The 23084-nt window shown below is 65.9% G+C and carries 16 protein-coding genes and 5 pseudogenes; 12 read left to right on the top strand and 9 right to left on the bottom strand.

Features of this window, described 5'->3' with window-relative positions; all coding sequences use genetic code 11:
* Window positions 1–716 precede the first annotated feature (716 nt).
* The 3 genes and pseudogenes from OG266_RS34365 to OG266_RS34355 all read left to right on the top strand — a co-directional run bounded on the left by OG266_RS34365 (window position 717) and on the right by OG266_RS34355 (window position 5007).
* Window positions 717–2390 (top strand): annotated as a pseudogene (locus OG266_RS34365) (ISAzo13 family transposase).
* Window positions 2391–2461: 71 nt separating this feature from the next.
* Entirely contained in the window at window positions 2462–4153 is a 1692-nt protein-coding gene (locus OG266_RS34360; RefSeq protein WP_371550466.1) for an ISAzo13 family transposase, read from the top strand.
* A 96-nt stretch (window positions 4154–4249) separates the two neighbouring features.
* A protein-coding gene (locus OG266_RS34355) for an IS5 family transposase (protein WP_371550464.1) occupies window positions 4250–5007 on the top strand; the annotation gives its coding sequence in 2 pieces (ribosomal slippage) (window positions 4250–4579 and window positions 4582–5007; 756 coding nt in all).
* 44 nt (window positions 5008–5051) lie between these two features.
* Here the strand turns inward: OG266_RS34355 and OG266_RS34350 are convergent.
* The 4 genes and pseudogenes from OG266_RS34350 to OG266_RS34335 all read right to left on the bottom strand — a co-directional run bounded on the left by OG266_RS34350 (window position 5052) and on the right by OG266_RS34335 (window position 9028).
* Entirely contained in the window at window positions 5052–5822 is a 771-nt protein-coding gene (locus tag OG266_RS34350; protein WP_371550463.1) for a DeoR/GlpR family DNA-binding transcription regulator, read from the bottom strand.
* Between the two features lie 135 nt (window positions 5823–5957).
* Window positions 5958–7117 (bottom strand): annotated as a pseudogene (locus OG266_RS34345) (IS3 family transposase).
* A 204-nt stretch (window positions 7118–7321) separates the two neighbouring features.
* Entirely contained in the window at window positions 7322–7975 is a 654-nt protein-coding gene (locus tag OG266_RS34340) for a helix-turn-helix domain-containing protein (protein ID WP_371550461.1), read from the bottom strand.
* Between the two features lie 852 nt (window positions 7976–8827).
* Entirely contained in the window at window positions 8828–9028 is a 201-nt protein-coding gene (locus OG266_RS34335) for a hypothetical protein (RefSeq protein WP_371550459.1), read from the bottom strand.
* A 231-nt stretch (window positions 9029–9259) separates the two neighbouring features.
* Here OG266_RS34335 and OG266_RS34330 point away from each other — a divergent pair, with 231 nt between their 5' ends.
* Window positions 9260–9631 carry a hypothetical protein gene (locus tag OG266_RS34330; protein WP_371550457.1) on the top strand — a complete coding sequence of 124 codons (372 nt, stop codon included), beginning with the start codon at window positions 9260–9262 and terminating at the stop codon, window positions 9629–9631.
* 218 nt (window positions 9632–9849) lie between these two features.
* On the opposite strand, the gene OG266_RS34325 is transcribed toward OG266_RS34330, so the two are convergent.
* From OG266_RS34325 to OG266_RS34315, 3 genes are all read right to left on the bottom strand, one after another.
* Window positions 9850–10563 (bottom strand): hypothetical protein, encoded by a 714-nt coding sequence (locus OG266_RS34325; RefSeq protein ID WP_371550455.1) that lies wholly within the window; start codon window positions 10561–10563, stop codon window positions 9850–9852.
* 127 nt (window positions 10564–10690) lie between these two features.
* Window positions 10691–11596, bottom strand: coding sequence for a hypothetical protein (locus OG266_RS34320; protein ID WP_371550452.1), 906 nt, complete (start codon window positions 11594–11596; stop codon window positions 10691–10693).
* 194 nt (window positions 11597–11790) lie between these two features.
* Window positions 11791–13419: an ISAzo13 family transposase gene (locus OG266_RS34315; RefSeq protein WP_371550450.1), complete on the bottom strand. Its 1629-nt coding sequence runs from the start codon at window positions 13417–13419 to the stop codon at window positions 11791–11793.
* A 116-nt stretch (window positions 13420–13535) separates the two neighbouring features.
* Here OG266_RS34315 and dnaG point away from each other — a divergent pair.
* The 6 genes and pseudogenes from dnaG to OG266_RS34285 form a co-directional block, all read left to right on the top strand.
* A pseudogene (gene dnaG, locus OG266_RS34310) lies at window positions 13536–14561 on the top strand (DNA primase); the annotation flags it as partial.
* A 222-nt stretch (window positions 14562–14783) separates the two neighbouring features.
* Complete coding sequence (locus tag OG266_RS34305; RefSeq protein WP_371550448.1) at window positions 14784–15230, top strand: hypothetical protein; 447 nt, start codon at window positions 14784–14786, stop codon at window positions 15228–15230.
* 121 nt (window positions 15231–15351) lie between these two features.
* Window positions 15352–16039: pseudogene (locus OG266_RS34300) on the top strand (transposase family protein); the annotation flags it as partial.
* A 383-nt stretch (window positions 16040–16422) separates the two neighbouring features.
* A pseudogene (locus OG266_RS34295) lies at window positions 16423–17649 on the top strand (IS110 family transposase); the annotation flags it as partial.
* Window positions 17650–17889: 240 nt separating this feature from the next.
* The gene (locus OG266_RS34290; protein ID WP_371550446.1) at window positions 17890–18363 is read left to right on the top strand and encodes a nuclear transport factor 2 family protein; all 474 of its coding nucleotides are present in this window, start codon (window positions 17890–17892) and stop codon (window positions 18361–18363) included.
* A gap of 25 nt (window positions 18364–18388) precedes the next feature.
* A complete protein-coding gene (locus OG266_RS34285) occupies window positions 18389–18937 on the top strand; it encodes a TetR/AcrR family transcriptional regulator (RefSeq protein ID WP_371541953.1) in 549 nt (182 codons plus the stop codon).
* Between the two features lie 181 nt (window positions 18938–19118).
* Here OG266_RS34285 and OG266_RS34280 read toward each other — a convergent pair whose 3' ends face one another.
* Both OG266_RS34280 and OG266_RS34275 read right to left on the bottom strand, forming a co-directional pair.
* Window positions 19119–19247 (bottom strand): hypothetical protein, encoded by a 129-nt coding sequence (locus tag OG266_RS34280; protein WP_371550444.1) that lies wholly within the window; start codon window positions 19245–19247, stop codon window positions 19119–19121.
* 571 nt (window positions 19248–19818) lie between these two features.
* On the bottom strand, window positions 19819–21282 hold the full coding sequence (locus OG266_RS34275; RefSeq protein ID WP_266465988.1) for an alkaline phosphatase PhoX: 1464 nt from the start codon (window positions 21280–21282) through the stop codon (window positions 19819–19821).
* Between the two features lie 303 nt (window positions 21283–21585).
* On the opposite strand from OG266_RS34275, the gene OG266_RS34270 reads away from it, so the two are divergent.
* Both OG266_RS34270 and OG266_RS34265 read left to right on the top strand, forming a co-directional pair.
* On the top strand, window positions 21586–21825 hold the full coding sequence (locus OG266_RS34270; RefSeq protein WP_266465985.1) for a hypothetical protein: 240 nt from the start codon (window positions 21586–21588) through the stop codon (window positions 21823–21825).
* A gap of 140 nt (window positions 21826–21965) precedes the next feature.
* Window positions 21966–23057: a hypothetical protein gene (locus OG266_RS34265; protein WP_266465982.1), complete on the top strand. Its 1092-nt coding sequence runs from the start codon at window positions 21966–21968 to the stop codon at window positions 23055–23057.
* Window positions 23058–23084: the final 27 nt, after the last annotated feature.

Below are 23084 nucleotides of genomic sequence, written 5' to 3'. Positions count from 1 at the left end.
GGCCACACCAGAAATAGCCGGGGGGACTAATAGCACCGCCGCGAGAGTGAGCAGGAGAAGGAGGGCTACCGGCTGGTCCGAGAGGTTAGTCATGTTATCTCCGCCGTTCTGGGGCGGATGCGCGGCATGCGTCAGTCCGCCCACATCGAATATCGAATCGAGTGGTTGCGGACTGAGATTCATGCCAGCGCAAACTCAGTCTCTGGTCCTGCGGCTACCTCGCGGCAGCTAACAATGTGCCTCTGATGAGGACTTGGCATCTCCCGTGGGGAGACTCTGGTACCGCCCCGATGGGGACTTCGTTCTACCCCCCTTGGCGGCGGGAGGCGGCCATTCTTCTCGTTCGGGTCATCCATGCCGTATGGCGGGCGGGGGTTGCTCTCCCCCGTCAACGTGTCACGTTAGACACCGTGGCCCGCTGGGACCAGGTCGTGTGCACGCTCGGCAGTACCGACTGTTACTAAGGTCGGCAATCTCAACCTACCGCCACAAACCAGGTGCGTCAGCAGAACACTGACATCCGATTGATGCCCCTTGGCGGGTACTCAACATGCGTTGAGCGAGCTGCCGTCTCATGCGTTACCTGAGCCACTTTGAGGCCGCGTTCCTACCGAGTACCGATGAGGGTCTGAAGGCCATGAATGACATCGGGGCTGCGCTTAGGGCTTGACGGGAAACAAGTCGTGGCTTCCAGCTGCGGGACTCGTTGTTCTGGTATGGGGAGACCGGAGGGGAACGAGGCCGTCCTGGCTGCGAAGTTCCAGGTGTTGTTGCCACACCTGGACGAGCGGCAGCGTCGGCTGGCCATAGGGGCGGAAGCACGGTCGTTGGGGCATGGCGGGATCAGGCTCGTCGCTGCCGCGGCCGGGGTTCAAGAGGGTACGGTCTCGCGCGGAGCGGCTGAACTGGACTCTGGTCAGGCTGTGTTGGGGCGGGTCCGTCGTCCTGGTGGGGGCCGGAAGAAGGCTGTGGACCTCGATCCGGGGCTGCGGCCAGCGCTGCTTGCGCTGGTCGAGCCCGACGAGCGGGGCGACCCGATGTCGCCTCTGCGCTGGACGACGAAGTCGACCCGGAAGCTGGCAGCGGCGCTGACCCGGCAGGGCCACCGGGTCTCCGCCGACACGGTCGCCAGCCTGCTGCGGGAGGAAGGCTTCAGTCTGCAGGCCAACGCCAAGACCATCGAAGGTGCTCAGCACCCCGACCGGGACGCCCAGTTCCGCTACCTCAACGAGCAGGCACGAGACCACAGGGACGCTGGTGACCCGGTGATCAGCGTCGACAGCAAGAAGAAGGAGCTGATCGGCGACTACAAAAACGCCGGGCACCAATGGCGGCCCGCAGGACAGCCGGTGAAGGTCAAGACGCACGACTTCCCCGGCCAGGCCGAGAAAGCGATTCCGTACGGAATCTATGACACTGCTGCGAACACCGGCTGGGTCAGTATCGGCACCGATCATGACACCGCGACGTTCGCTGTTGCCTCGATCCGGCGCTGGTGGCAGGCCCGCGGCCGGCACGATTACCCTCGCGCCCGTCGGCTGCTGATCACCGCCGACGGCGGGGGCTCCAACGGCTACCGCACCCGCGGCTGGAAGACGCAGCTCGCCGGCCTCGCTGCCGAGATCGGTCTTGAGATCACGGTGTGTCACCTGCCGCCAGGCACCTCGAAGTGGAACAAGATCGAGCACCGGTTGTTCTCCCATATCACCATGAACTGGCGCGGCAGACCCCTGACCAGCCATGAAGTCATGCTCCAAACCATCCAGCGACCACCAGCCGCACCGGTCTCATCGTGGATGCCGAACTCGACAGCGGTGAGTACCCCACCGGCATCCGCATCAGCGACGACGAAATCGCCGCCCTGCCCATCACCCGCCACCGCTTCCACGGCGACTGGAACTACACCCTCCACCCCCAGCGTCCGATGGACGCTGCGACCGCCAGCAGGACACCGGACGAGGCCCTGGCGGAGCGACCGACTCGCCTCACGCCGCGTTCGCTCCAGGACCCGGAACTGACCGGGATGACCCGCTGGCAGCTCAGCGAACTCATCGACTCCAGCGATGGAGGTCCAACGCGAGCAAGTGCTCCGCACGCGTCGAGGCCACGAACGCCTGGTGGCCCCTGGCGCAGGAGCCAAAGCCAAGCTCACCTCACCCGACCGGGTCCTGGTCACCGTGCTCCACCTGCGGAAACTCGCGACCATGGACCTCCTGGGCCAGCTCTTCAACACCACCGCCATGACCATCAGCCGCGCAGCGAGAGACGTCCGTCCGCTCCTGGAAGCCCGTGGTGTCCATCTCCCTGCTTCAACGGCCCGTTTCCGCACACAGGAAGACATCGCGAGGTTCCTCGCCCCGGACAACACCAAGATCAAGCCAGCGTGTTGATTCCCGGCAAGCCCTTAGGGCGTGCAGATCTTTAACTCGTGGCTTTCTGCTCGGTGGTTCGTTGGTCCGGCATGAGCGCGCTGGATGGGCAACGGGCAGTGCTGGCAGCCAAGTTCGGGGCGATTCTGCCGCACCTCGACGAGCGGCAGCGTCGCCTGCTGATAGGGGCGGAGGCCCAGTCCCTCGGCCACGGCGGGATCAGAGCGGTCGCGCGCGCCGCCGGCGTCCGTGAGGCCAGGGTGTCTGCCGGAATACGCGAACTCGCCGCCGGAGAGGCCCCGTTGGGACGCATCCGCCGGCCCGGCGCCGGCCGCAAACGCGTCGCCGACCTGAACCCGGCCGTTCGGGAGGCGCTTCTCACGCTGGTCGAGCCCGACGTTCGCGGAGATCCCATGTCGCCGCTGCGCTGGACCACCAAGTCAACCCGCAAGCTCGCCGAGGAACTGACCCGGCAGGGCCACAGGATCTGCGCGGACACAGTGGGCGACCTGCTGCGCGAGGAGGGCTTCAGCTTGCAGAGCAACACCAAGACCCTGGAGGGCAAGCAGCACCCCGACCGGGACGCACAGTTCCACTACCTCAACGAACAGGCCCGCGACCACCAGGACGACGGGGCGCCGGTGATCAGCGTGGACACGAAGAAGAAGGAACTGGTCGGCCCGTTCAAGAACAACGGCCGTGAATGGGAGCCCAGAGGCGAACCGGTGCGAGTCGACACCCACGACTTCCCCGACCGCGAGCTGGGCAGAGCAGTGCCCTACGGCATCTACGACGTCGCCGCGAACACCGGCTGGGTCAACGTGGGCACCGACCACGACACCGCCGCGTTCGCCGTCGAGTCCATCCGCCGCTGGTGGAATGCAACCGGGCGGCCTGTCTATCCCACGGCCGGCCGACTGCTGATCACCGCCGACGCGGGCGGCTCCAACGGCTATCGCACCCGCACCTGGAAAACCGAACTCGCCCGGTTCGCAGCCGAGTCCGGCCTGACGATCACCGTCTGCCACCTGCCTCCCGGCACGTCGAAGTGGAACCGGATCGAGCAACGGCTGTTCTCCCACATCACCATGAACTGGCGTGGAAGACCCCTGACCAGCCACGAAGTCATCGTCGAGAGCATCGCGGCGACCACCACCAAGACCGGCCTGACGGTGCATGCCGAGCTCGACACCAACCCGTATCCCACCGGCGTCCAGGTCAGCGACGACGAGATCGCCGCCCTGCCGATCACACGCCACCGCTTCCACGGCGACTGGAACTACACCCTCCACCCCCAGCATCCGATGGACACGGCGAGGACCGACAGCAACTCAGACCAGGCCCCGGCGAGCAGTCCGCCCCGCCTCACGCGGCGTTCGCTGCAGGACCCAGAACTGACCGGGATGCCCCGCCAACAGCTCAGCGAGCTCATCGACGCGCTGACCCCCGCACTGGAGGTTCAACGTGAGCACGTGCTCCGGGCACGCCGCGGTCACGAGCGTCTGGTGGCCCCCGGCACAGGCGCCAAAGCCAAGCTCACTCCAGCCGACCGGGTTCTGGTCACCGTGCTCCACCTGCGCAAACTCGCCACCATGGACCTGCTCGGCCAGCTCTTCGGCGTCACCGCCATGACTATCAGCCGCGCTCGACAGGAAGTCCGCCCGCTCCTAGAAGCACACGGCCATCTCATCAGCACCTCTACCGCCCGCCTCCGGACACCAGCAGACGTCGCGACGTTCCTCGCTCCCGACCCTGCCAAGACCAAGGTCAAAAAGACGAGTTAAAGATCTGCACGCCCTTACAAGGGCTAACACAATGAGGTGGATCGGTCTTGGTGGCCGTGTCCATGACGGCAGTTGAGCGTTCGGTCCGTTGTGAGGATGTCGCCGTGGAACGTGTCGGATGAGCTGTGGGACCGCTTGGCGCCGTTGCTGCCACAGCGCGAACGGCGCTTTCGGTATCCGGGCCGCAAGCCGTTGCCGGACCGGGACGTGCTGTGCGGGATCTTGTACGTGCTGTACACCGGTATCCAGTGGGAGTACCTGCCGCAAGAGTTGGGCTTCGGTTCGGGCATGACGTGCTGGCGACGGCTGCGGGACTGGAACGAGGCCGGCGTCTGGCAGCGGCTGCACGAGGTCCTGCTCGCTGAGCTGAACGCGGCCTCGCGGCTGGACTGGTCCCGCTGCGTGGTCGACTCCTCCCACGTCCGGGCGCTAAAGGGGGGCAACACACGGGTCCTTCGCCGGTCGACCGGGGTCGGGCCGGCTCCAAGCATCACTTGATCACAGATGGGCACGGCACCCCGCTCGCTGTGCTGCTGACCGGCGGCAACCGCAACGACGTCACCCAACTGCTGCCCCTGCTCGACGCGATCCCACCGGTCCGCGGCCGGATCGGCCGTCCCCGCCGCAAGCCGGACTCATTGTTCGCCGACCGAGGCTACGACCATGACATCTACCGTGATCAGGTCCGCGCCCGCGGCATCGTGCCCGCGATCGCCCGCCGCGGCACCCTGCACGGCACGGGACTGGGTACATACCGATGGGTCGTAGAACGGAGCTTTGCGTGGCTGCATGGCTTCCGCCGTCTGCGGATCCGATGGGAACGGCGAGCCGACATCCACGAAGCGTTCCTCTAGCTCGCCTGCTGCCTCATCGTTCACCGGCAGTACAAGTCGCTTTGTTAGCCGTCGACTGCGGCCGGATCCGTCGGTGTTACCTTCACGCCGACCTCGCGCAGGGCGATACAGGTCGCGTCGTCTTCCGGTGCGTTGGTGATAAGCACGTCCAGGTCCTCGGGGCCGCAGATCTTCACCATCCCGGTTCCCGGAAACTTGCTCTTGTCGGCCAGGAGCACCACCTTGTCGCCGGCGGCAATCATGGCGCGTCGGGCGGGCACCTCAGCCACGGTGGTGTCCATGACCTGGCCCCCAGGGCGGAGGCCACAAGCACCCATGAACAACCAGTCGGCGTGAACTTGACGGAGGTTGTCCTCCGCCATGAAACCGTCCAGCATGCGTGACTCACGGATGACCATGCCCCCGAGCAGCATCAGGTCGATACTCTCGTCGCCGATGAGCTCGTCATACACAGCGAGGTTGTTGGTGATCACGGTAAGTCGACGACCGTGCAGTTGCAGTGCCAGCCGATGAACCGTTGTGCCACTGTCGAGAATGATCGACTGACCGTCCTCGATCAACGCGGCAGCTTGGGCGGCAATGGCGTCCTTCTCCGCCACCAGAACCTCGGCGGCATCGTTGAAGGGAGCTCGCTCCTCGTCGATGACCGCTCCACCATGGACACGGGTGAGCAGCCCGTCTGCCTCCAGTTTGAGGAGGTCACGCCGGATGGTTGCCGCACTGGAGTCAAGCTGCTCGACGAGGTCGGCCACGGAAGCGGTGCCACCGGAACGCAGGGCCCGCAAGATGAGTTGGTGTCGTCGTTCAGCCAGCACGCAACGGGACACTACACGCTGCCGACTCGGTCAATCTGCCGACTTCTAGCCGCAGTTGACAACTGCTCGGGGGGTCTGATGCAGGGTTGGGTGACAGGTTGACCTGCCCCACGGTTTGGGTTCCAGCTGCGGTGGCTAGCTGGCGGCGGGGATGGTGTCTCGTTCGGAGAGTAGCTCGTACTCGATCGGGGTGCGGTAGCCCAGTGCTGAGTGGCGCCGCTGTCGGTCGTGGAAGACCTCGATGTACTCGAAGATCGCGTTCGCCAACTCGACCCGGGTCTTCCACCGTTTGCGGTTCAACAGCTCGATCTGCATCGAGGACCAGAACGACTCCATCATCGCGTTGTCCAGGCCGTCTCCGACCGTGCCGAACGATGGTAGGAGCCCGGCGGAGCGGATCCTTTCCCCGAAGACCCAGGAGGTGAACTGGGTTCCGTGATCGGCGTGCACTATCCCGCCTGGTTCGGGGCGCCGGTTGCGGAGGGCCATGTCCAACGCGTTGACCACGAGGGTGGAGTCCTGTCTGGAGTCGATCGACCAGCCCACGATCTTGCGGCTGAACGCGTCCAGGACCGCCGCGCAGTACACCCACCCTTCCCTGGTGCGGTGTTGCGTGATGTCGGTGACCCACAGCTCGTTGGGACGCAGCCGATGGAACTTCCGGTTGACCAGGTCATCGGCGGTGACGACACCCCGCAGGCGCTTGATCCGCAGCGGTCCGGGCAGTCCGTAGATCCCGGCCTGTGTCATCAGCACCGACACGGTCCTCGAGCACACCGGGATGCCCATGCCCAGGGTGAGCTCGGCGTGGACGCGGCGGTAGCCGTAGGTGCCGCGTGAGGCGACGTGGACCTCCCGGATCAGCCCGGTCAGCCACTCCCGTCGCAGCTGCCGCGGTGTGGTCGGTGTGCGCTTGTGTTTGTAGTAGTTCTGCCGGGCGACTCCGAGGATCCGGCAGCATCGGTCGACCGGCGCCCCGGCATCGACGAGACGGTCGATCACCGGGTAGAGCCTTTTGGGGCCGGCTTGTCCTCGCCGAGGAACTTGGCGGCCTTGCGGACGATTTCGAGCTCGGTTTCCAGCTCGCGGATTCGTCGCCGCGCTGCACGCAGCTCTGCGGATTCCTCCGAGACCCTGCCAGGGCGCCGGCCGTTGTCGATGTCGTCCTGGCGCAACCACTTCGACAACGTGACCGGATGGATGCCGAGGTCAACGGCGGTCTGCTTCTGTTCTTTTCCTGCCCGCACCAACGCGATGGCGCGGGCGCGGAACTCAGCGGGGTAGGCGCGGGGCATGTCCGGCAGCCTTTCGTGAAGGCCGTCAGTTAGCCACCAGAACTGGAACCTGAGAGGTGGGGCAGGTCAAGATGTCACCCGATCGTGCAGCAGACCCGATCAGGCTGCGTCAGGGCGATGTCTCGGTTGGCTGAAGCTGCTGCCTGAGTCGGAGAGCACCCGTGAGGGTGCAGGGCCAGGGCAGTTGCCGCGATGTACTCCTTCTCATGCAAGCCTCACGTGCGCTTCGCGGAGCCGCACGAGACTTCGCCAGGTGTTGAACCACTCCTCCGCGTCACCGTCCAAAGCGCGAATGACAGTCTCGAGGATTTGCCAGTTGGCCAGTGCCTTGCCGTTGAAGAGAGCGGAGAGGGTCGCGGGACTGGGAGCATCGGGAAGGCTGTCATCTTCAGCGATTTGCGCCGAGAGCTGACGCAACGTTGGTGCGCCAGCTCGGGCCCGAAGCACTCTGAGGTCTGCAGACACCCGCTGCAATGCCGCAGAGAAGTCCTCGTCGCGTGCCTGCTCCGGTGCTTGTGTCGATGACTCACTCTTTGGCTTTGCTGGTGCTGGGCGGGGTCGGTGCGGCCGAGGAACACTGGAGGCCTCCAGTTCGGCTTCTGTCAGGGTGCGCCGGGTTAGCCACTCTGTCGGGTCGCCACCCCAAGCCGTGATGAGGGCTCCCAGGACAGGTCGGGTCGGTAGGCGCTGCCCCCGCAACGCCGCGAATAGTGTCGAACGTGGAATGTTGGTGCGCGCGGCGATCTGATCGACGCTCGGGGCGTCGAAGCCGGCGGCGTCCCGCAACGCGCGGAGTTCAAGCGCGAAACGCGCGAGATGACCTTCCGATGGCACCAAGTGCGACGGCCGTCTGGGCATGACCCCTCTGCGGTTGGTTGTCTCGTATAAAGCGCAGATTGTACTCGTATTGTCTCGATCGATTGAACAGCAGCTAGGGGCAACACATGCTGGAAGGGCAGCAGTTGACCAGCCGCCAATGTCCCCGGCCTCGCAAGCGCAAGAGGACGACTGGCGGCCCAGCCAGCCGACAACGTCGGCAGAAAGGACGTGACCGAATGGGTCAGTCGCACTCTCATCGTCTCTCATGGCTCCCCTGGAGGTGCAAGGGCTTCAAGGGACTTGGACACGTGGTGGTGATCATCATCGTCATTGCTGGGCTGTCCCTCGCATTGCCCGCTGCGAAGGTTGCCGTCTTCGCAGGTCTGCTCAGTGCGGTGGCCAGCGTGGTGGCACTCACACGTCGCGGTGAAGGTGGTGCGCTTCTTCGGTAGCGAGCTTGAGACTCGGCGGCAGGGGCAGCGGCAGTGTTGCCAATAGTGCTCAGATGGCGGCGGAGCCGTTGCAGTTCGTCATCTTTGGCGGCAAGGGCCAGCAAGGCCAACTGGTGACGTTTCCTGAGCTGGCTGAACTCGGTGTGAGTGCGGGCTAGTTTGCTGGTGAGCCGCTGGTTCTGCTCCCACAGCCGGGCGATCCGAACCTCGCGCGGGTCGGGCTGCTGGCCCGCGGCCCAGGCGCAGCCCGTCGCTTCTCGAACTCGTCCTTGAGATGGCCCCAAGTTGTATAGAGGGCAGCGCGGGAGACCCCGGCCTCCCGGGCCAGGGTCTTGACGTCGCAGGCCCGCCGACCGGGATCTGCGCGGCGATGAGCCGGTCGATGGCTGCGCGGATCCGCCGCTCGATCTGATCGCGCTGTTCGGGACTGAGTACTTTGTCATCCCGCCTTTCCGGTGGCCTTGTCGATCTCTTCGAGGGCTCGCATCGAGCGTTGGTGTTCGGCCCGCAGCCGGTTCTTCTCGCCGACCGGGATGCGCGGGCTGGCCAACAGGACGGTGCCGTTGTCCGCCGCGGTCTGCCAGACGGGCCGGTGGAGGAGATGGTGGGTGGCCTGCGGACACCGGGAGCTGTCACACATTCCCGTCAGCGGGGCAGCCGCTTGGCGCCGGCCAGCTTGAGACACAAGGCTCTGGCCGGTCCTCGAACCCCGGCACGGGCCGTCAGCGGTCGGGAGCGTCACGGGTATGAGCAATCGCTGTGAGGACTACAGCGACGCCGGTGTGGCGACGCTGGAGGCCGAGATCGTGTTGCCACATGGCCAGTTGAGAAACCGTCCCGCCTCTGGTCCCTGCCGATCATGGTATTTGGCGTGCTGACCGCGAATGTAGTCACGATCTCAGACCCCGACGGCATCGTCGTTGGGTGGTTCGCTGCCATGGCGGCAGTTGGGGTCTTCGCGGTACTGGGGATTTGGCGAGCACGAAGTCTGATGGAAAACCCGACCCGTTATGACGCCACCGTGCAGAGCGACGTGGCGAAATACCGTGAGAGACTTGGTCGGGATGCGGGCGGAGCTGGCTTTGTGGCGGTGTTGTGTGTGGCTGGCGCCGTACTCCGAGCGACCAACATAGTCCTTCCCCTGTACGGGATGTACATCCACGTAGCCGTAATAATTGGTGTGCTGGCCTTTGGCCTTTCACAGCATCACGGTGCCGCGAAGGAGCTCAACAAATTCGCGTAGCGGGGTGCTATGTGTCTTGCGGCCCCATAACCCCAAGTGCCATGCGGGTGAAGTCCTCGGCGGTAGGGAAGCCGCCATGTACTGCTTGCATCAGGCCGCGTTGGGCCAACTCCCGCGCGGCCTTGCCGGGTCGTACTGATTTCCTCTGGCGTCGGGTACTCGCCGCCGTGTACAAGGCGGCTACGCGCGGACCCTGGGAATTCAGGCACACTCATCCTTCATCCCCAGTTTGCGGTTCCAGGCGGCTCGACCCATACGTGGAGTGGTGACAGCAGTGTCCATGAGTGCCAATCCCGGAGCTTTTGCCCAAAGATGCAGTAGGTCATGTCGAGCCCCAAATAGGACCGCACATCGGTACCGATCAAGGACGCATCACCGAGCAGACTGACTACCAGTCCTCGGTCGGTATTTGCGAATGCAGCCCAGTACAAGGGCGCCGGATCGCCACTGGTTCCGATTGCGGCCTGTCTCCGTTGCTCGGCCGCAATCTCGGTCACTACGCTGGGTGATACCCCGACTTCGCCCCACAGGGGGCTGTCGGCCAGCTGGGGAGGCTGCGCAATTCCACCCCGACCCCGGGCAAGAACAAAATCTGTCACAGGCGCAGAGCGCGCGTCGGTGTGGACCTCGCCGGCTGCCGCGAGATGTGCCCTCAGTACCAATGCTTGAGGTAGGGGATCGATGAGATCCCACGCCATGTTCACACTTCCGCCATGACCGCGCTTGATACCCGCATCGAGGAAGAGTGCCTTCATCGACGCGTTTACCTCGCCAGAATTTTCGACCGACTCACTAAACTGGGTGATCGAACCGAGATAGCCGTGAAACCGGTGCCTGATTCGTTCCGTATTGAGGTAGAAGTTCGGATAAGCCTGTCGCGGGAAGCTCAGCCAGCTGACTGTGTCCGATACGGACTGGCGCTCTCTAGGCACGCTCTTGCCCCCCTCGCCCGTCTATCGCAGCATCCCATCGGCCGGATCAACGCCGTTGACATATCGACCAGCGATCTAGAAATCCGGTCTCTTGGATCACTGGTCGACGTGTCTCAGGGGCCAGGTGTTACTCGACAACCGGTTCATCATCGTCAGCGTTTTGGTCGCGGCGGAGGATGAACCGTACGCGGTAGAACCCGGAGTTGTCTGCTGCGAAGTCACCATGATCCCATGCGGATAGAGTCATTTCCCCGGTCCCTTGGATTCGTTCCGAGCCCATGTCACGCCGTAGGAAAAAGGCGCTACCAGCAGAGATGTGATCCGGTAGATTCTCCGAGATGCGCTGACCATTTCCTTGAATCCAGCGGGATTGGTGGTCTTCGTCACCGCTGGTGTAGGGAGCTCGCGCCGAAGGGTTGCAGACGATCACGCCGCCCTCCTGGCGGGCTCGTCCTCCGTTGTCGTCTTCGCCGAAAGCGTTGCGCGCCCTTCCGCGTGTTGATGTCTCTGGGAATCGCTGCTGCGCGAAGGTGGAAGCTGCATTGATCAGCGGGATCAGTTCCGGTTGCCCGAAAGCTCCAGCTGCGATGTTGGCACCGACGGCTGCGATGGAGATTAGGCCTGGGATCGCCTCGTTGTCGGTCCCGACGTCGAATGTCGCTCGGCCGGAAGCACGCTCAAGCTCGAATGTATCTCCGTCACGGACGCCAGAGACCATCACGCCATCGATGCTCATAGCGTTAATGAAAGCGATGACCGCCATGTCCTCGTCTGTGTTCCAATCAATCAGAACCCCGAAGCCCGCCGGTTGATCACCTACTTGGGTGACATCGCCCGGCACCTCATTGGCTAACGGCCTCCGTGTAAGGAAGGCGTTGTCGTTGTCAACTCCAAGGATGGCCCTCGCGGACAGGATCCGTGCGACGCTCTGTGTGCGGCGGGTGGGGCCATGCTTTCGTTCAATGCCGCGGATGAACCGCCTTCTCCGCCGATGATCGCGAACGGTAACGTTTTCGCGTTGTGCAGGTGGCATGTCAGCCTCCCCCATGGGCTTAAGGATGGGCCCGCACTGGGCAACCTCAACCCGAGTACTCCGAGCCTCTACCTATGGGGGCTTGAGGTCAATAGTGAGTCAACTAGTGCGAATGCGTAGATTAGTTACTCTTGAAGGAGTCGCGGAATACACCCACCAGCGAGATCACCGTCACCCTAAGGGCTTGCAGATCATTAACACGTCGTCTTGATCTTGTTGTGGGGCTCGCTGGTTTGGGTGAGGACTCGTGCCTGGAGGGTCGCGAGGGCGGCGGGTGGCGTCGTCGCGGGTGGGATGGCGATGCCGTGTGTCTCAAGCAGTTTCCTGTTCTTCAGGAGGGTGCGGTGCATTGCGGTCCGGCTGCTGCCGAACAGCACGGCGAGGGGTTCCGCGGCCAGGTTGACCCGCAGGTGGAGCACGGTGGCCAGGACCTGTTCGGGGAAGGCCAGCCGGGGCGGACGGCCGCGCCGGGTATCGCCCTCGGGGGCCAATGTCTCTGTGAGGGAGCCCAGTTGTTGCCGGGACATGCCGGTCAGGTCGGGATCGGACAGCAGGGCCTGGTCCCACTGCGGGGCCGGCTCCTGCGGAGCCCGGGCCGCCGGGACGGCCGGACGGGGCTGTGGGTGCAGGGCATAGTTCCATTCGCCGTGGAATGCGTGGCGGGTCAGTGGCAGTGCCGCCATCTCGGCGTCATCGATACGGACTCCGGTGGGGTAGGTGTTGGTGTCGAGTGCGGCTCTCACACGTAGCCCGGTGCGGGTGGTGGTCGCGGCGATGGACTGGACGATGACTTCGTGGCTGGTCAGTGGGCGGCCGCGCCAGTTCATGGTGATGTGGGAGAAGAGCCGGTGCTCGATCTTGTTCCACTTCGATGTGCCGGGACGCAGGTGACACACGGTGATGGTCAGTCCCGTTTCGGCGGCGAGCTGGGCCAGTTGGAGTTTCCAGGCCCGGGTGCGGTAGCCGTTGGAGCCTCCCGCGTCGGCGGTGATCAGCAGCCGTGCCGCCTGCGGGTAGGCAGGCCGGCCCTGGCCGTGCCACCAGCGGCGGATCGACTCGACCGCGAACGCGGCGGTGTCGTGATCGGTGCCGACGTTCACCCAGCCGGTGTCCGCCGCCAGATCGTAGATCCCGTAGGGGGCGGCCTTGCCCAGTTGCGGGTCGGCGAAGTCATGCACGTTCACCGGCACCGGCTCACCCGTCGGCCGCCACTGGCGGCCGTTGTTCTTGAACTCGCCGACGAGCTCCTTCTTCTTGGTGTCCACGCTGATGACCGGCTGGCCAGTGTCCCGGTGCTCGCGGGCCTGCTCGTTGAGATAGCGGAACTGGGCATCCCGGTCCGGGTGCTGGCTGCCCTCGATGGTCTTGGCGTTGGCCTGCAGGCTGAAGCCTTCCTCCCGCAGCAGGCCGGCGACGGTGTCGGCACTGACGCGGTGCCCGGCCCGGGTCAGCTCCTGCGCAAGCGTGCGCGTGGACTTCACCGTCCACCGCAGCGGCGACATCGGATCACCCCGCACATCCGACTCGACCAGCGCCAGCAGCGCCGGCCGCAGCCCCGGATTCAGGTCCGCGACCCGCTTGCGGCCCCCGCCCGGACGCCGCACCCGCCCCAGAGGCCCCTCACCGGCCTCGAGTTCGAACACACCCTTGCGGACCGTCGTCTCACTCACCGCAGCAGCCTGTGCCACGGCCCGGACACCGCCGTGCCCCAGGCTCCGGGCCTCCGCGGCCATCAACAGCCGCCGCTGCCGCTCGTCCAGATGTGGGAGCAACACCGCGAACTTCACGGCGAGTTGGTCACGAGTCTCATCCCGGATGCGCATACCACACCAACGAGACTCAGAACGGGAAGCAACACCTTGATCCCCTGCAAGCCCTTAGCCTGGCAGGCCGGAACGGGCTGGCCCGACCTGCCTCCCGTGGTGAGGCGCAACCTGTCATAGGCAGAAGGGACATTGCAGCGCTCAAGGCAGCAGTGCCGCTGAAGGATGTGATCACCGAGTACGTGCCGCTGCGCAAGTCTGGGCGCGAATTCCGGGGGATTTGCCCTTTCTGCGAAGGGAGCAGCGGGCAGCTCAGCGTGAACAGCGATAAGGGTGTCTACCACTGCTTCGAGTGCCAGTTCGGCGGCGATGCACTGGACTTCATCATGAGGATGGAGCACCTCTCCTTCGGCGAAGCCGTGGACCGGCTGGCTTCACGCGGCGGTATCACGCTGCGCGCTGATGCAGGCCACCGTGACCGCCAGCACGTTGAGCGCATCCGCCTGGTCGAAGCACACAGAGCGGCAGCGCAGTTCTACTTCACACAGCTCAACACCACCATCGAGGCCGCTATCGGCCGCACATTCCTCGCCGAGCGCGGTATCGACCAAGCCGCTGCCGAGCAGTTCTCCGTCGGCTACAGCCCTCAAGGCTGGGACCACCTCACCCGCTACCTGCGCGGCAAGGGCTTCACTGACAAGGAGCTCCTGCTCTCCGGCCTTGCCCAGGAGGGCCGCCGCGGCCCCATCGACCGCTTCCGCGGCCGCCTGATGTGGCCCATCCGCAACATCGGTGGCGAGGTCGTCGGCTTCGGCGCCCGCAAGCTCTACGAGGCCGATACGGGCCCCAAGTACATCAACACCCCCGACACCCCGATCTACATGAAGTCCCAGGCGCTGTTTGGCATCGACCTTGCGAAGAAGAACATCGCCAAGACCAACCGCGCCATCATCGTCGAGGGCTACACCGACGTCATGGCCTGCCACCTGGCAGGTATCCCCACAGCCGTCGCCACCTGCGGCACCCCCTTCGGCACTGACCACATCACGATCCTGCGGCGCCTCCTCAAAAGCGATGGAAGCGCCCGGATCACCTTTGCCTTCGCCCACGATGGACACGCCCATCAGTCTGCGCTGCGCACACTCAAGGACGATCAGAAGCTCGCCAGCCACTCCTACATCGCCGTCGCCCCTGACGGGATGAGCGCCAGCGCATTGAGCGGTGTGCATCGTGAAGTCGCAGGTCGCGGGTCTGGTGTGAATGACGAGTGGGGTACTCGCGCCGGTCGGCGGCCGATGACCTTGGTGTAGATCATTGGGTGGTCCGGTTCCGGTGGGATGCCTGGTTCGGCTGCGCTCGCGACTTGCCCCCGCCTACGATCCGTCGGCAGGTCGGCACGCCACGAGATCGCGGGAGGGCCCGGGATGCAGGAGCGGCAGTGGATCACCGCCCGCCGGAGCGAACTGGATGCCCTCGCCGAGGAGTTGACCAAGCAGCTTCAGGAGGTCCAGGTCGAGCGGGACGAACTGGCGATCGCGGAGCGGGTGTTGAACCGGCTGGCCGAGCAGGTCCAGGCCGACGCCGAGGCTGTCGCTCCGGTATCGGCGAAGGTGGCCGGGCGGGCAGTCCTGCTCATCCCGCACCGCAGCGACGCGGCCGAGGAGGGCGCGCTGCCCGGCGACTACCGCAAGATCCTGGCGATCGTGCGGGAGGCCGACGGCCCGGTGCAGGTCAGGGCGGTCGGCGAGCGGCTGGGTCTGAACGCCTCGGTGCGCGGCAAGCTGGAGCCGCTGCGGGCGAAGATGACTAAGCTCGCCGATCGCGGCTGGCTGCACAAACGCCCCGACGGGAAGTTCACCGCACGCTCGTAGCCACGCCGCCGGCGGGTGCCTTAAGGACCGTAACCGGCGGGTCCCCGGCGGCAGTTGAGTTTGGCGTGAAGAAAACAACCCTCTCGCTGGGGGCCCTGACGGCCTTGTTTACACCGCACGCCTGCCGCTGTCGAGTGCGACCCTGAACTGGCTCGCCAGTCTGGTACGCGGCCACCTGAAGAAGATCGGCTCGCGGTGGCGGGCCCTGCCCGCGGGGAAGATCGCCGCCATCGTGCTCGCGGTGCTGCGCTGTGACCAGCGGCCGGGCGACCTGGCCGGCGGCAACGGGATACACCGCACCACCGTGACCCGGTGGGTCACGGAGGTCGTCGGCCTGCTGGCCGCTCGCGCCCCGCGCCTGGACCGCGCCCTGAAGAAGATCACCCGAACGGGTGGCGGGGTGGTCCTGCTGGTCGGCTCGCTGATCCGCACCCGGCGGCGCACCGATACGGCGAACCGGAAGAACTACTCCGGCAAGCACAAACACCATGGCTTGCTCGTGATCGCGCTCACCAACGACAAGGGTCGACATGCTGTGGGGCTCGGCGGCCCGGCCCGGACGCACCTCGGAGATCACCGCCTGCCGTCACGACCGGCTCACCGTCAGGCTGCGGGCGGCCGGCCTTGGAGCCATCGCCGACCTGGGATTCGTCGGGCTCGACGACAGCGGTCCCGACGCCGATCCGGCGGTGATCACCGGCTACAAGGCCGCCCGGAACCGGCCGCTGACACGCGGGCAGAAGCTGTCCAACAAGGTCCTTGCCGCAGTACGGGCGCCGGTCGAGCACGGCTTCGCCCACCTGAAGAACTAATCCCTTTTCAAGGGCAACCCGAGGGAGCCCCATCGTTCCTTGGGTGTTCGAGTCGGGTGCTGGACGTATGCCTTCTGAAGAACGGGCCTTGATGCCTCTCGCCAGACCGGTGACTTCCAGCACCCGCGAGCGTCAACACCCAACACCTCGGCCACTCGTTGGTGTTGGTGGTGTGAGCCCACTCCGCGGTGACTTCTTGATACGCCCGAGCCGTTCGAGCTCCTGCGCAGACCGAGGCCCGTGGGGTGCGCTGGTGCCACGAACGGCTCGTGAGGTGGCGGCACATCCGCAGTGGCGGTTGATGCCTGGGATTAGTGCGACGCGTGGCCCGTATGCGCTCCTGACCAGCGTAAACATCAGCACATCGGGAAGGAACTGCCTTGATCTACTGCGGAATCGACTGGGCCGAACGCACCCACGACGTCGCCCTGGTCGACGACGCCGGCACGTTAGTTGCCAAGCGGCACATAACCGACGACGCCGTCGGCTACAAGCTGCTGCTCGAGCTGCTCGTCGAGCACGGCGACACCGAGGAGAACCCGATCCCTGTGGCCATCGAGACCTCCCGCGGCCTGCTCGTCGCCGTGCTGCGGACCGGAAAGCGGAAGGTGTACGCGATCAATCCGCTGGCCGCCGCCCGCTACCGCGACCGGCACAGTGTCCCGCGCAAGAAGTCCGACCCCGGCGACGCCCTCGTCCTGGCGAACATCCTGCGCACCGACATGCACGCCCACCGTCCCTTGCCCGACGACTCCGACCTTAGCCGCGCCATCGCCGTCCTCGCCCGTGCTCAGCAGGACGCCCTGTGGAACCGGCAGCAGCTCGCCAACCAACTACGCTCCCTGCTCCGGGAGTACTACCCGGCCGCCCTGGACGCCTTCGCTACCTGGACCAACGGCCTGTGCCGCCCCGAGGCACGCGAACTCCTCAAGACCGCCCCGACCCCGACGAAGGCGGCACGACAGACCCGCAGCCAGCTCCAGGCAACCCTCAAGCGCGCCGGCCGCCAGCGTGGTCTTGCAGCCGAGGCCGACCGGCTCCGCGACGTCTTCCGCGCCGAGTGGGCCCACCAGCCCCCGCTCATCGAGGACGCCCTCGGCAAGCAGATGCTCGCCCTCCTGATGCAGCTCGACGCCGCCTGCGCTGCCGCCGATCAACTCGCCCAGGCGGTGGAAGAAGCGTTCCCTCAACACCCGGACGCCGACATCCTGACGAGCTTTCCCGGGCTCGGCATCCAGCTCGCCGCCCGGATCCTCGCCGAGATCGGGGACGACCGCACCCGCTTCGCCGACACCCGGGGGCTGAAGGCATACGCAGGCTCCTCGCCTCTCACCCGGGCCTCTGGCAAGAAGACGAGCATCACCCGCCGCTGGGTGAAGAACGACCGGCTCAACCACGCCGGCTACCTATGGGCCTTCGCCGCTCCGAACGGATCACCCGGGGCCAAGGCCCACTACCGTCGACGCCGCGACGAACACGGCGACTGGAACGCCGCCGCCCGGCGGAACCTGTTCAATCGAATGCTCGGACAGCTCTATCACTGTCTTCAGGAGCACGAGTTGTTCGACGAACGCACCGCTTTCCCCACCGAACTCGCCACCGCTGCCGGACACGTTGGCAACGTGAGGTGTCTGGCGCGTACTCGGCAAGTTACGCACCGACCCGAAGTGGGCGACCGCCCTGGTGAGGCTCTGCTGGTCCTGACGAACCGCGAAGTCTCCCGGGGACCGACGCCATCCTCTGCGTGAATCGGACCGGGATCCCCTGGTGTCACCTCCTGCTCGACTACCCGCACAACGGCACACGGCATGGTAGGTTATAGGTCGACCACTAACGTAGGAGTGAAAATGACAGTCACGGAAAACGACGCCGCCCGCCGCGCCGCTGCCCAGCACGCCGTGGCCGAGCACCTGCGCCTCACCGCTGCCGGACACACCGAGGAGTGGGTGAAGTTGTTCGCCCCGGACGCGGTGCTCGAGTTCCCGTACGCGCCGGCCGGCGTGCCCCAGCGGGTAACGGGGCGAGACGCACTGCGCGCGCACATGAGCAACTTTCCCGAGACCTTTGACGTGGAGTTCGTCGACCTGGTGTTCCACGAGACGGTCGATCCGAGTCTGGTGATCGCCGAATTCCGCTCGAAGGGCACGGCGCTGCCGACCGGCAAGCCGTACGAGCAGACGTGCATCTCCGTCGTCCGGACCGATGACGACGCGCGCATCACCCACTACCTGGACTACTGGAACCCGCTGGTGGCGATCGAGGCGCTCACGCCCCACGACGTGCCGTCCGGCTCCGACCGCAGCGTAGCTTTTGGAGGCTGAGGGGAGCCGTGTTTGACTGACGCCCATGCCTGCCGCCGGTACCAGCACGAAGAGCGACGAACGACGTCGGGCCATCGTGGCCGCCGCGGTCGACTGCTTCGCACAAAAGGGTTTCTACGGTACGACGACGCACGAGATCGCAGACTGGGTCGGCGTCTCTCAGCCGTATCTCTATCGCCTGTACCCGAACAAGGAAGCACTGTTCGCGGCGGTGGTCGACCACGTGTCTGTCGTCATGACCGACACGCTGGTCGCTCACTCGCCGGCGTCGGGTGGGGCCGGGCCGGCGCCCGAGGCGGCGTTGGACGCGGCGCGCGGCGCCTACGCCGCGCTCGTCGCGGACCGGAACATCCTGCGTTTCCTCATGCACGCGAACTGTGCCGTCGGTGAGCCGATGGTGGAGCAGGCCGTGCGCCGGTGCTACGCCAAGCAGGTTGACACCGTTCGGCAGTTGCTGGGCGACGACGAGGCCGTGCGGCGCTGGTTCGGCGCCGGAATGCTCGACAACGTGGTGGCCGTGCTAGGTCTGGCCGACATCGATGAGCCGTGGGCGCACGTCCTCACCGCTCGATGACCCGACACTGGCAGTTCGGCGCCGACGGTCCCGAGTCCTCCTCGTAGCCCAACTCGGCCGATGGAACTCGGCTTCTTCAGCCGCGGGCGAGCTTCGTCCGGGTCAGCCTCCTCCCGGGCGGGCGTCGGGGTGACGGCCGCGGCGGCCTCCGCCGCGGCCCGGTCCCGCTCGGCCAGCCGGTTCAGGACCCGGCGATCACGAGCTCCTCCCTCTCGGCCTGGACCTCCTGCAGCTGCTTGGCCAACTGCGCAGCGAGCGTGTCCAGTTCACTGCGGCGAGCCGTGATCCGCTCCAGCTCCCGCATCCCCACCCTCGCACGCTCTCCCGGCCCGGCCCGACCCGGGATCGTAAGAGCGGCACAGCGGTCGGCGCAGCAGAAACCGAGGACGGCTCCGAACGACATGTCAGATGATCTTCGCCGTGGACACCGGCCGACGACCAGTGCGAGTAGCTTTCCCGACCCTCACACCAGACCCGTGGCCAGCAACTTCACGATGCACACCACTCATTGAATAGCGCGGGCCCTAACCCTCCCAGCTAATATCAGCCCGCCCCGCGGGGGACACGCCGGACAATACTTTCGAGCGCGTCCGAGCTTCGCGACTCGCTGCCCGCCGCCTCCGGCTACACCTCGCGCCAACTGGTCGCCCGATATGCCCGACCTGTCTACCCGCAGGTTAGACAGGACGGACAATACGCGGGCCCGAATTTCGACCCGGATTCGACCCGGGCACTTTGTTCAGCCAGAAAACATGGCCTCTGACCTGCAGAAATAAAGAGCGGCAGACCAGTCGGGCTGTATCAGTGGAAGTAGGTCCTGCCTTCGCACCTGGACATGCATCACTGTAAGAGGCGTACCGCGGGACGAGCGAGCGAATTAACTAGCCGCGCTTCTGGCGCTTCCAGGGACCCTTGATGGCCAGCATGATTCCCGGCACCTGAATGTTGGCGAACAGCGTCTTGCCGTCCGGCGAGAACGTGACGCCGGTGAACTCGCTGTACTCCGGCTCCGCTTCGGTGCCGATGTTCAGTTCGTTGCGTGCGATCGGGTACGTACGGCCGCTGTCGGTGGCGCCGAACAGGTGCTGGATGCCCTCGCCGTCCTCGGCAATGACCAGGCCGCCGTACGGGGAGACGGTGATGTTGTCGGGGCCGTCGAAGGCGCCGTCGACGGACGGGTCGGGGTTCACGCCGATCAGGACCTTCAGCGTCAGGGTGCGGCGCTTGGGGTCGTAGAACCAGACGGCGCCGTCGTGCGCCTGACCGGGGCTCTCGGTGCGGGCGTACGAGGAGACGATGTACACGCCGCCGTCGCCCCACCACATGCCTTCGAGCTTGCGGGCGCGGGTGACCTGACCGGTGGTGAACTGCTTGCGGACGGAGACAGTCTTGGCGTCTCGGTCGGGAACGTCGACCCAGTCCACGCCGTACACCGTGCCGATCTTGGTGGCGCGGGAGAGGTCGTCGACGAACTTGCCGCCGGAGTCGAAGCACTTGAAGGCCTGGTACGCGCCCGCGTCGTCGGCGAGCGTGGCCAGCTGGCCGTGTCCGTGCTCGAAGCCCTGCGGCGGCGTCCAGCGGTACAGGAGACCGTTGGGGCCCGAGGCGTCCTCGGTGAGGTAGAGGCGGCCGCGCTTGGGGTCGACGACGACGGCCTCGTGGGCGTAGCGGCCGAGCGCCTTGATGGGCTTGGGGTTCTTGTTGCGGCGGCGGTCCTCGGGGTCGACCTCGAAGACGTAGCCGTGGTCCTTGGTGAAGCCGTTGGTGCCGGTCTTGTCCTCGGTCTCCTCGCAGGTGAGCCAGGTGCCCCAAGGTGTGTTGCCGCCCGCGCAGTTGGTGGCGGTGCCCGCGATGCCGACCCATTCGGCGACCTGGCCGCCGGGGCGGATCTCGACGACCGTGCAGCCGCCGGCCGCGGCCGGGTCGTAGACCAGGCCCTCGGTGAGCGGCACCGGGTGGGGCCAGTTGGCGCGGGGACCGGCCAGCTCGTGGTTGTTGACGAGGAGGGTGGTGCCGCGCGGGCCGTCGAAGGTGGACGTGCCGTCGTGGTTGGACGGCGTGGACTCGCCCGACTCCAGCTTGGTCTTGCCGCTGTAGGTGATGACGCGGTACGAGAACCCGGCGGGCAGCGCGAGCAGGCCCTTCGGGTCGGGGATCAGCGGTCCGTAGCCGACGCCGTGCTTCCGGTCCGCCGATTCCGCGTCCGCACTCTCGCTGTCGGTCTCGGTCTCGGTGGACGCGAGGGCGTTCGGCGCGGTGGCGAGGGCGCCGACACTGCCGGCCAGCACGACACCGGCACCGGTGACCGCGGATTTACTGGCGAAGTCCCTGCGGGTGAGCGACATGTTTTCTCCTGTGACGGTGGAGTGGGTCTGTCGTGGGGGGCGGGGTGGCGGACCTCGGTTTCGGCCACACGCTCCCGCCCACGCCTGAACGGAAGTTGAACAGGGGTGTACTTCAGAGGGCCCGCTTCTGTGAACCCGTCCGACCCCCTGTATTCGAAACCATGAGGCGGGATAATCTTCGTAAACAAGGTCAACACGCACGGATCATAATGAAACTCGTGATTCATTTCAGAATGCCTTGACTCGGGATGCACCCGGCCATAGACAGGAAGAGCACACCACCCGAAGGGGAGGCGAAGCCCGATGGACGCGAAGCGGGTAAGACGCCTCCACGAAGGCCGGCTCATGAAGCTGGCCAATGTGAGCGGAGTCGGCACCGGGAGGGACGAGCACTCGGGACAGGACGTGATCATCGTCTTCGTCACCCGGAAAGTGCCCCGTGACCGGCTCCTTCAAGAAGACGTGGTTCCGGACGAGCTCGACGGCGTACCGGTGCGCGTGCTCGCGATCGGTGAAGTGAACGCTCAGGAAGAGAACTTGTGAGCCCTGAGCGCTGAGCAACCGCGCCGCGGCCCGTAAGGAACCCAGAGCCGAAATCGAAGAGGTGGTCTGGCGTGAGCCAGCCCGAAATGATGCGAGGACCGACTGGTGGTCAGCTGAGTGACAGCTCCCGCCAGCAAGCAATGTCTGACTTCCTGCGGCCGCAGTCGCCGCTGGCCAACGTCGTCGGCTTCGGCCACGGCGTGAAGTGGATCGACGGACAGCCCACGGGCGAGGCAGCCGTGCTGGTGTTCGTGACCCAGAAGGTTCCGGAGTCCCAGCTCCCGGAGCGGGACGTCGTCCCCGCCCAGATGGACGACGGTACCCCCACCGACGTCGTCGCGGTCGGCCATGTCGCCGCGCAGCGTCAGCAGCAGCGCAGGGGCTCGGGCCGCTCCGAGGACCGCGGTGCCTCCTACCAGCCCGACGGCAGCAGGGCCGAGCAACTCGCGGGCCTCTCGCAGCCGTTGATGGAAGAGCTCGGCGGACTCGGCACGTTCGAGCCGCAGCTCCTCAAGCGCCGTATGCGCCCGGCCCCTTCCGGTTTCTCGGTCGGGAACGTACGGGTGACGGCGGGCACGCTGGGCAGCGTGGTGTACGACTTCCTGCCGGGCGCCTCCGTGGACCCGCCGGGTCCCGGGCTCGGCACACCGGCGAAGTTCTACATCCTGTCCAACAACCACGTGCTGGCCGACTCCAACCGGGCACAGCTGGGCAGCGCGATCCTGCAGCCCGGAGTGTTCGACGGCGGCACGGACCCGGCGGACGGCATCGGGACTCTGGACCGGTTCATCCCGATCCAGTTCGCACCGCAGATCCCGCTGGAGCGCCACAGCAACGTGGTGGACTGCGCGCTCGCCTCGGTGGAGTTCCAGGACGCCACCCGTGAGCAGTACTTCAGCGGTGCGCCGCGCGCCTGGCGCCGCAAGTCCAATGTGGCGGTCGGCGACCTGGTGAAGAAGACCGGCCGTACGACGAACCTCAGCTTCGGCCGGATCATGGCGGTCGACGCGACGATCGACGTCAACTACGGCACGGCGGGGACGGCCCGCTTCAGGGACCAGATCCTCACGACGAACATCTCGGCGGGCGGCGACTCCGGTTCGCTGGTGACCTCCCTCGACAACGTCGCGCTCGGGCTGCTGTTCGCGGGCTCCTCGGTCGTGACCGTGACCAACCACATCGAGAACGTCCGTGCGCTGCTTCGGGTGGAAATCGCCGAGCAGCTGGCCTGACGGTCACTCAGTACCCGTTCGGGAAGA

Origin of the sequence: Streptomyces sp. NBC_00554 (assembly GCF_041431135.1) — a bacterium.
Classification (GTDB): domain Bacteria; phylum Actinomycetota; class Actinomycetes; order Streptomycetales; family Streptomycetaceae; genus Streptomyces.
The sequence above is the reverse complement of the archived record's forward strand: the minus strand, read 5'-3'. Positions and strand labels throughout refer to the sequence as shown.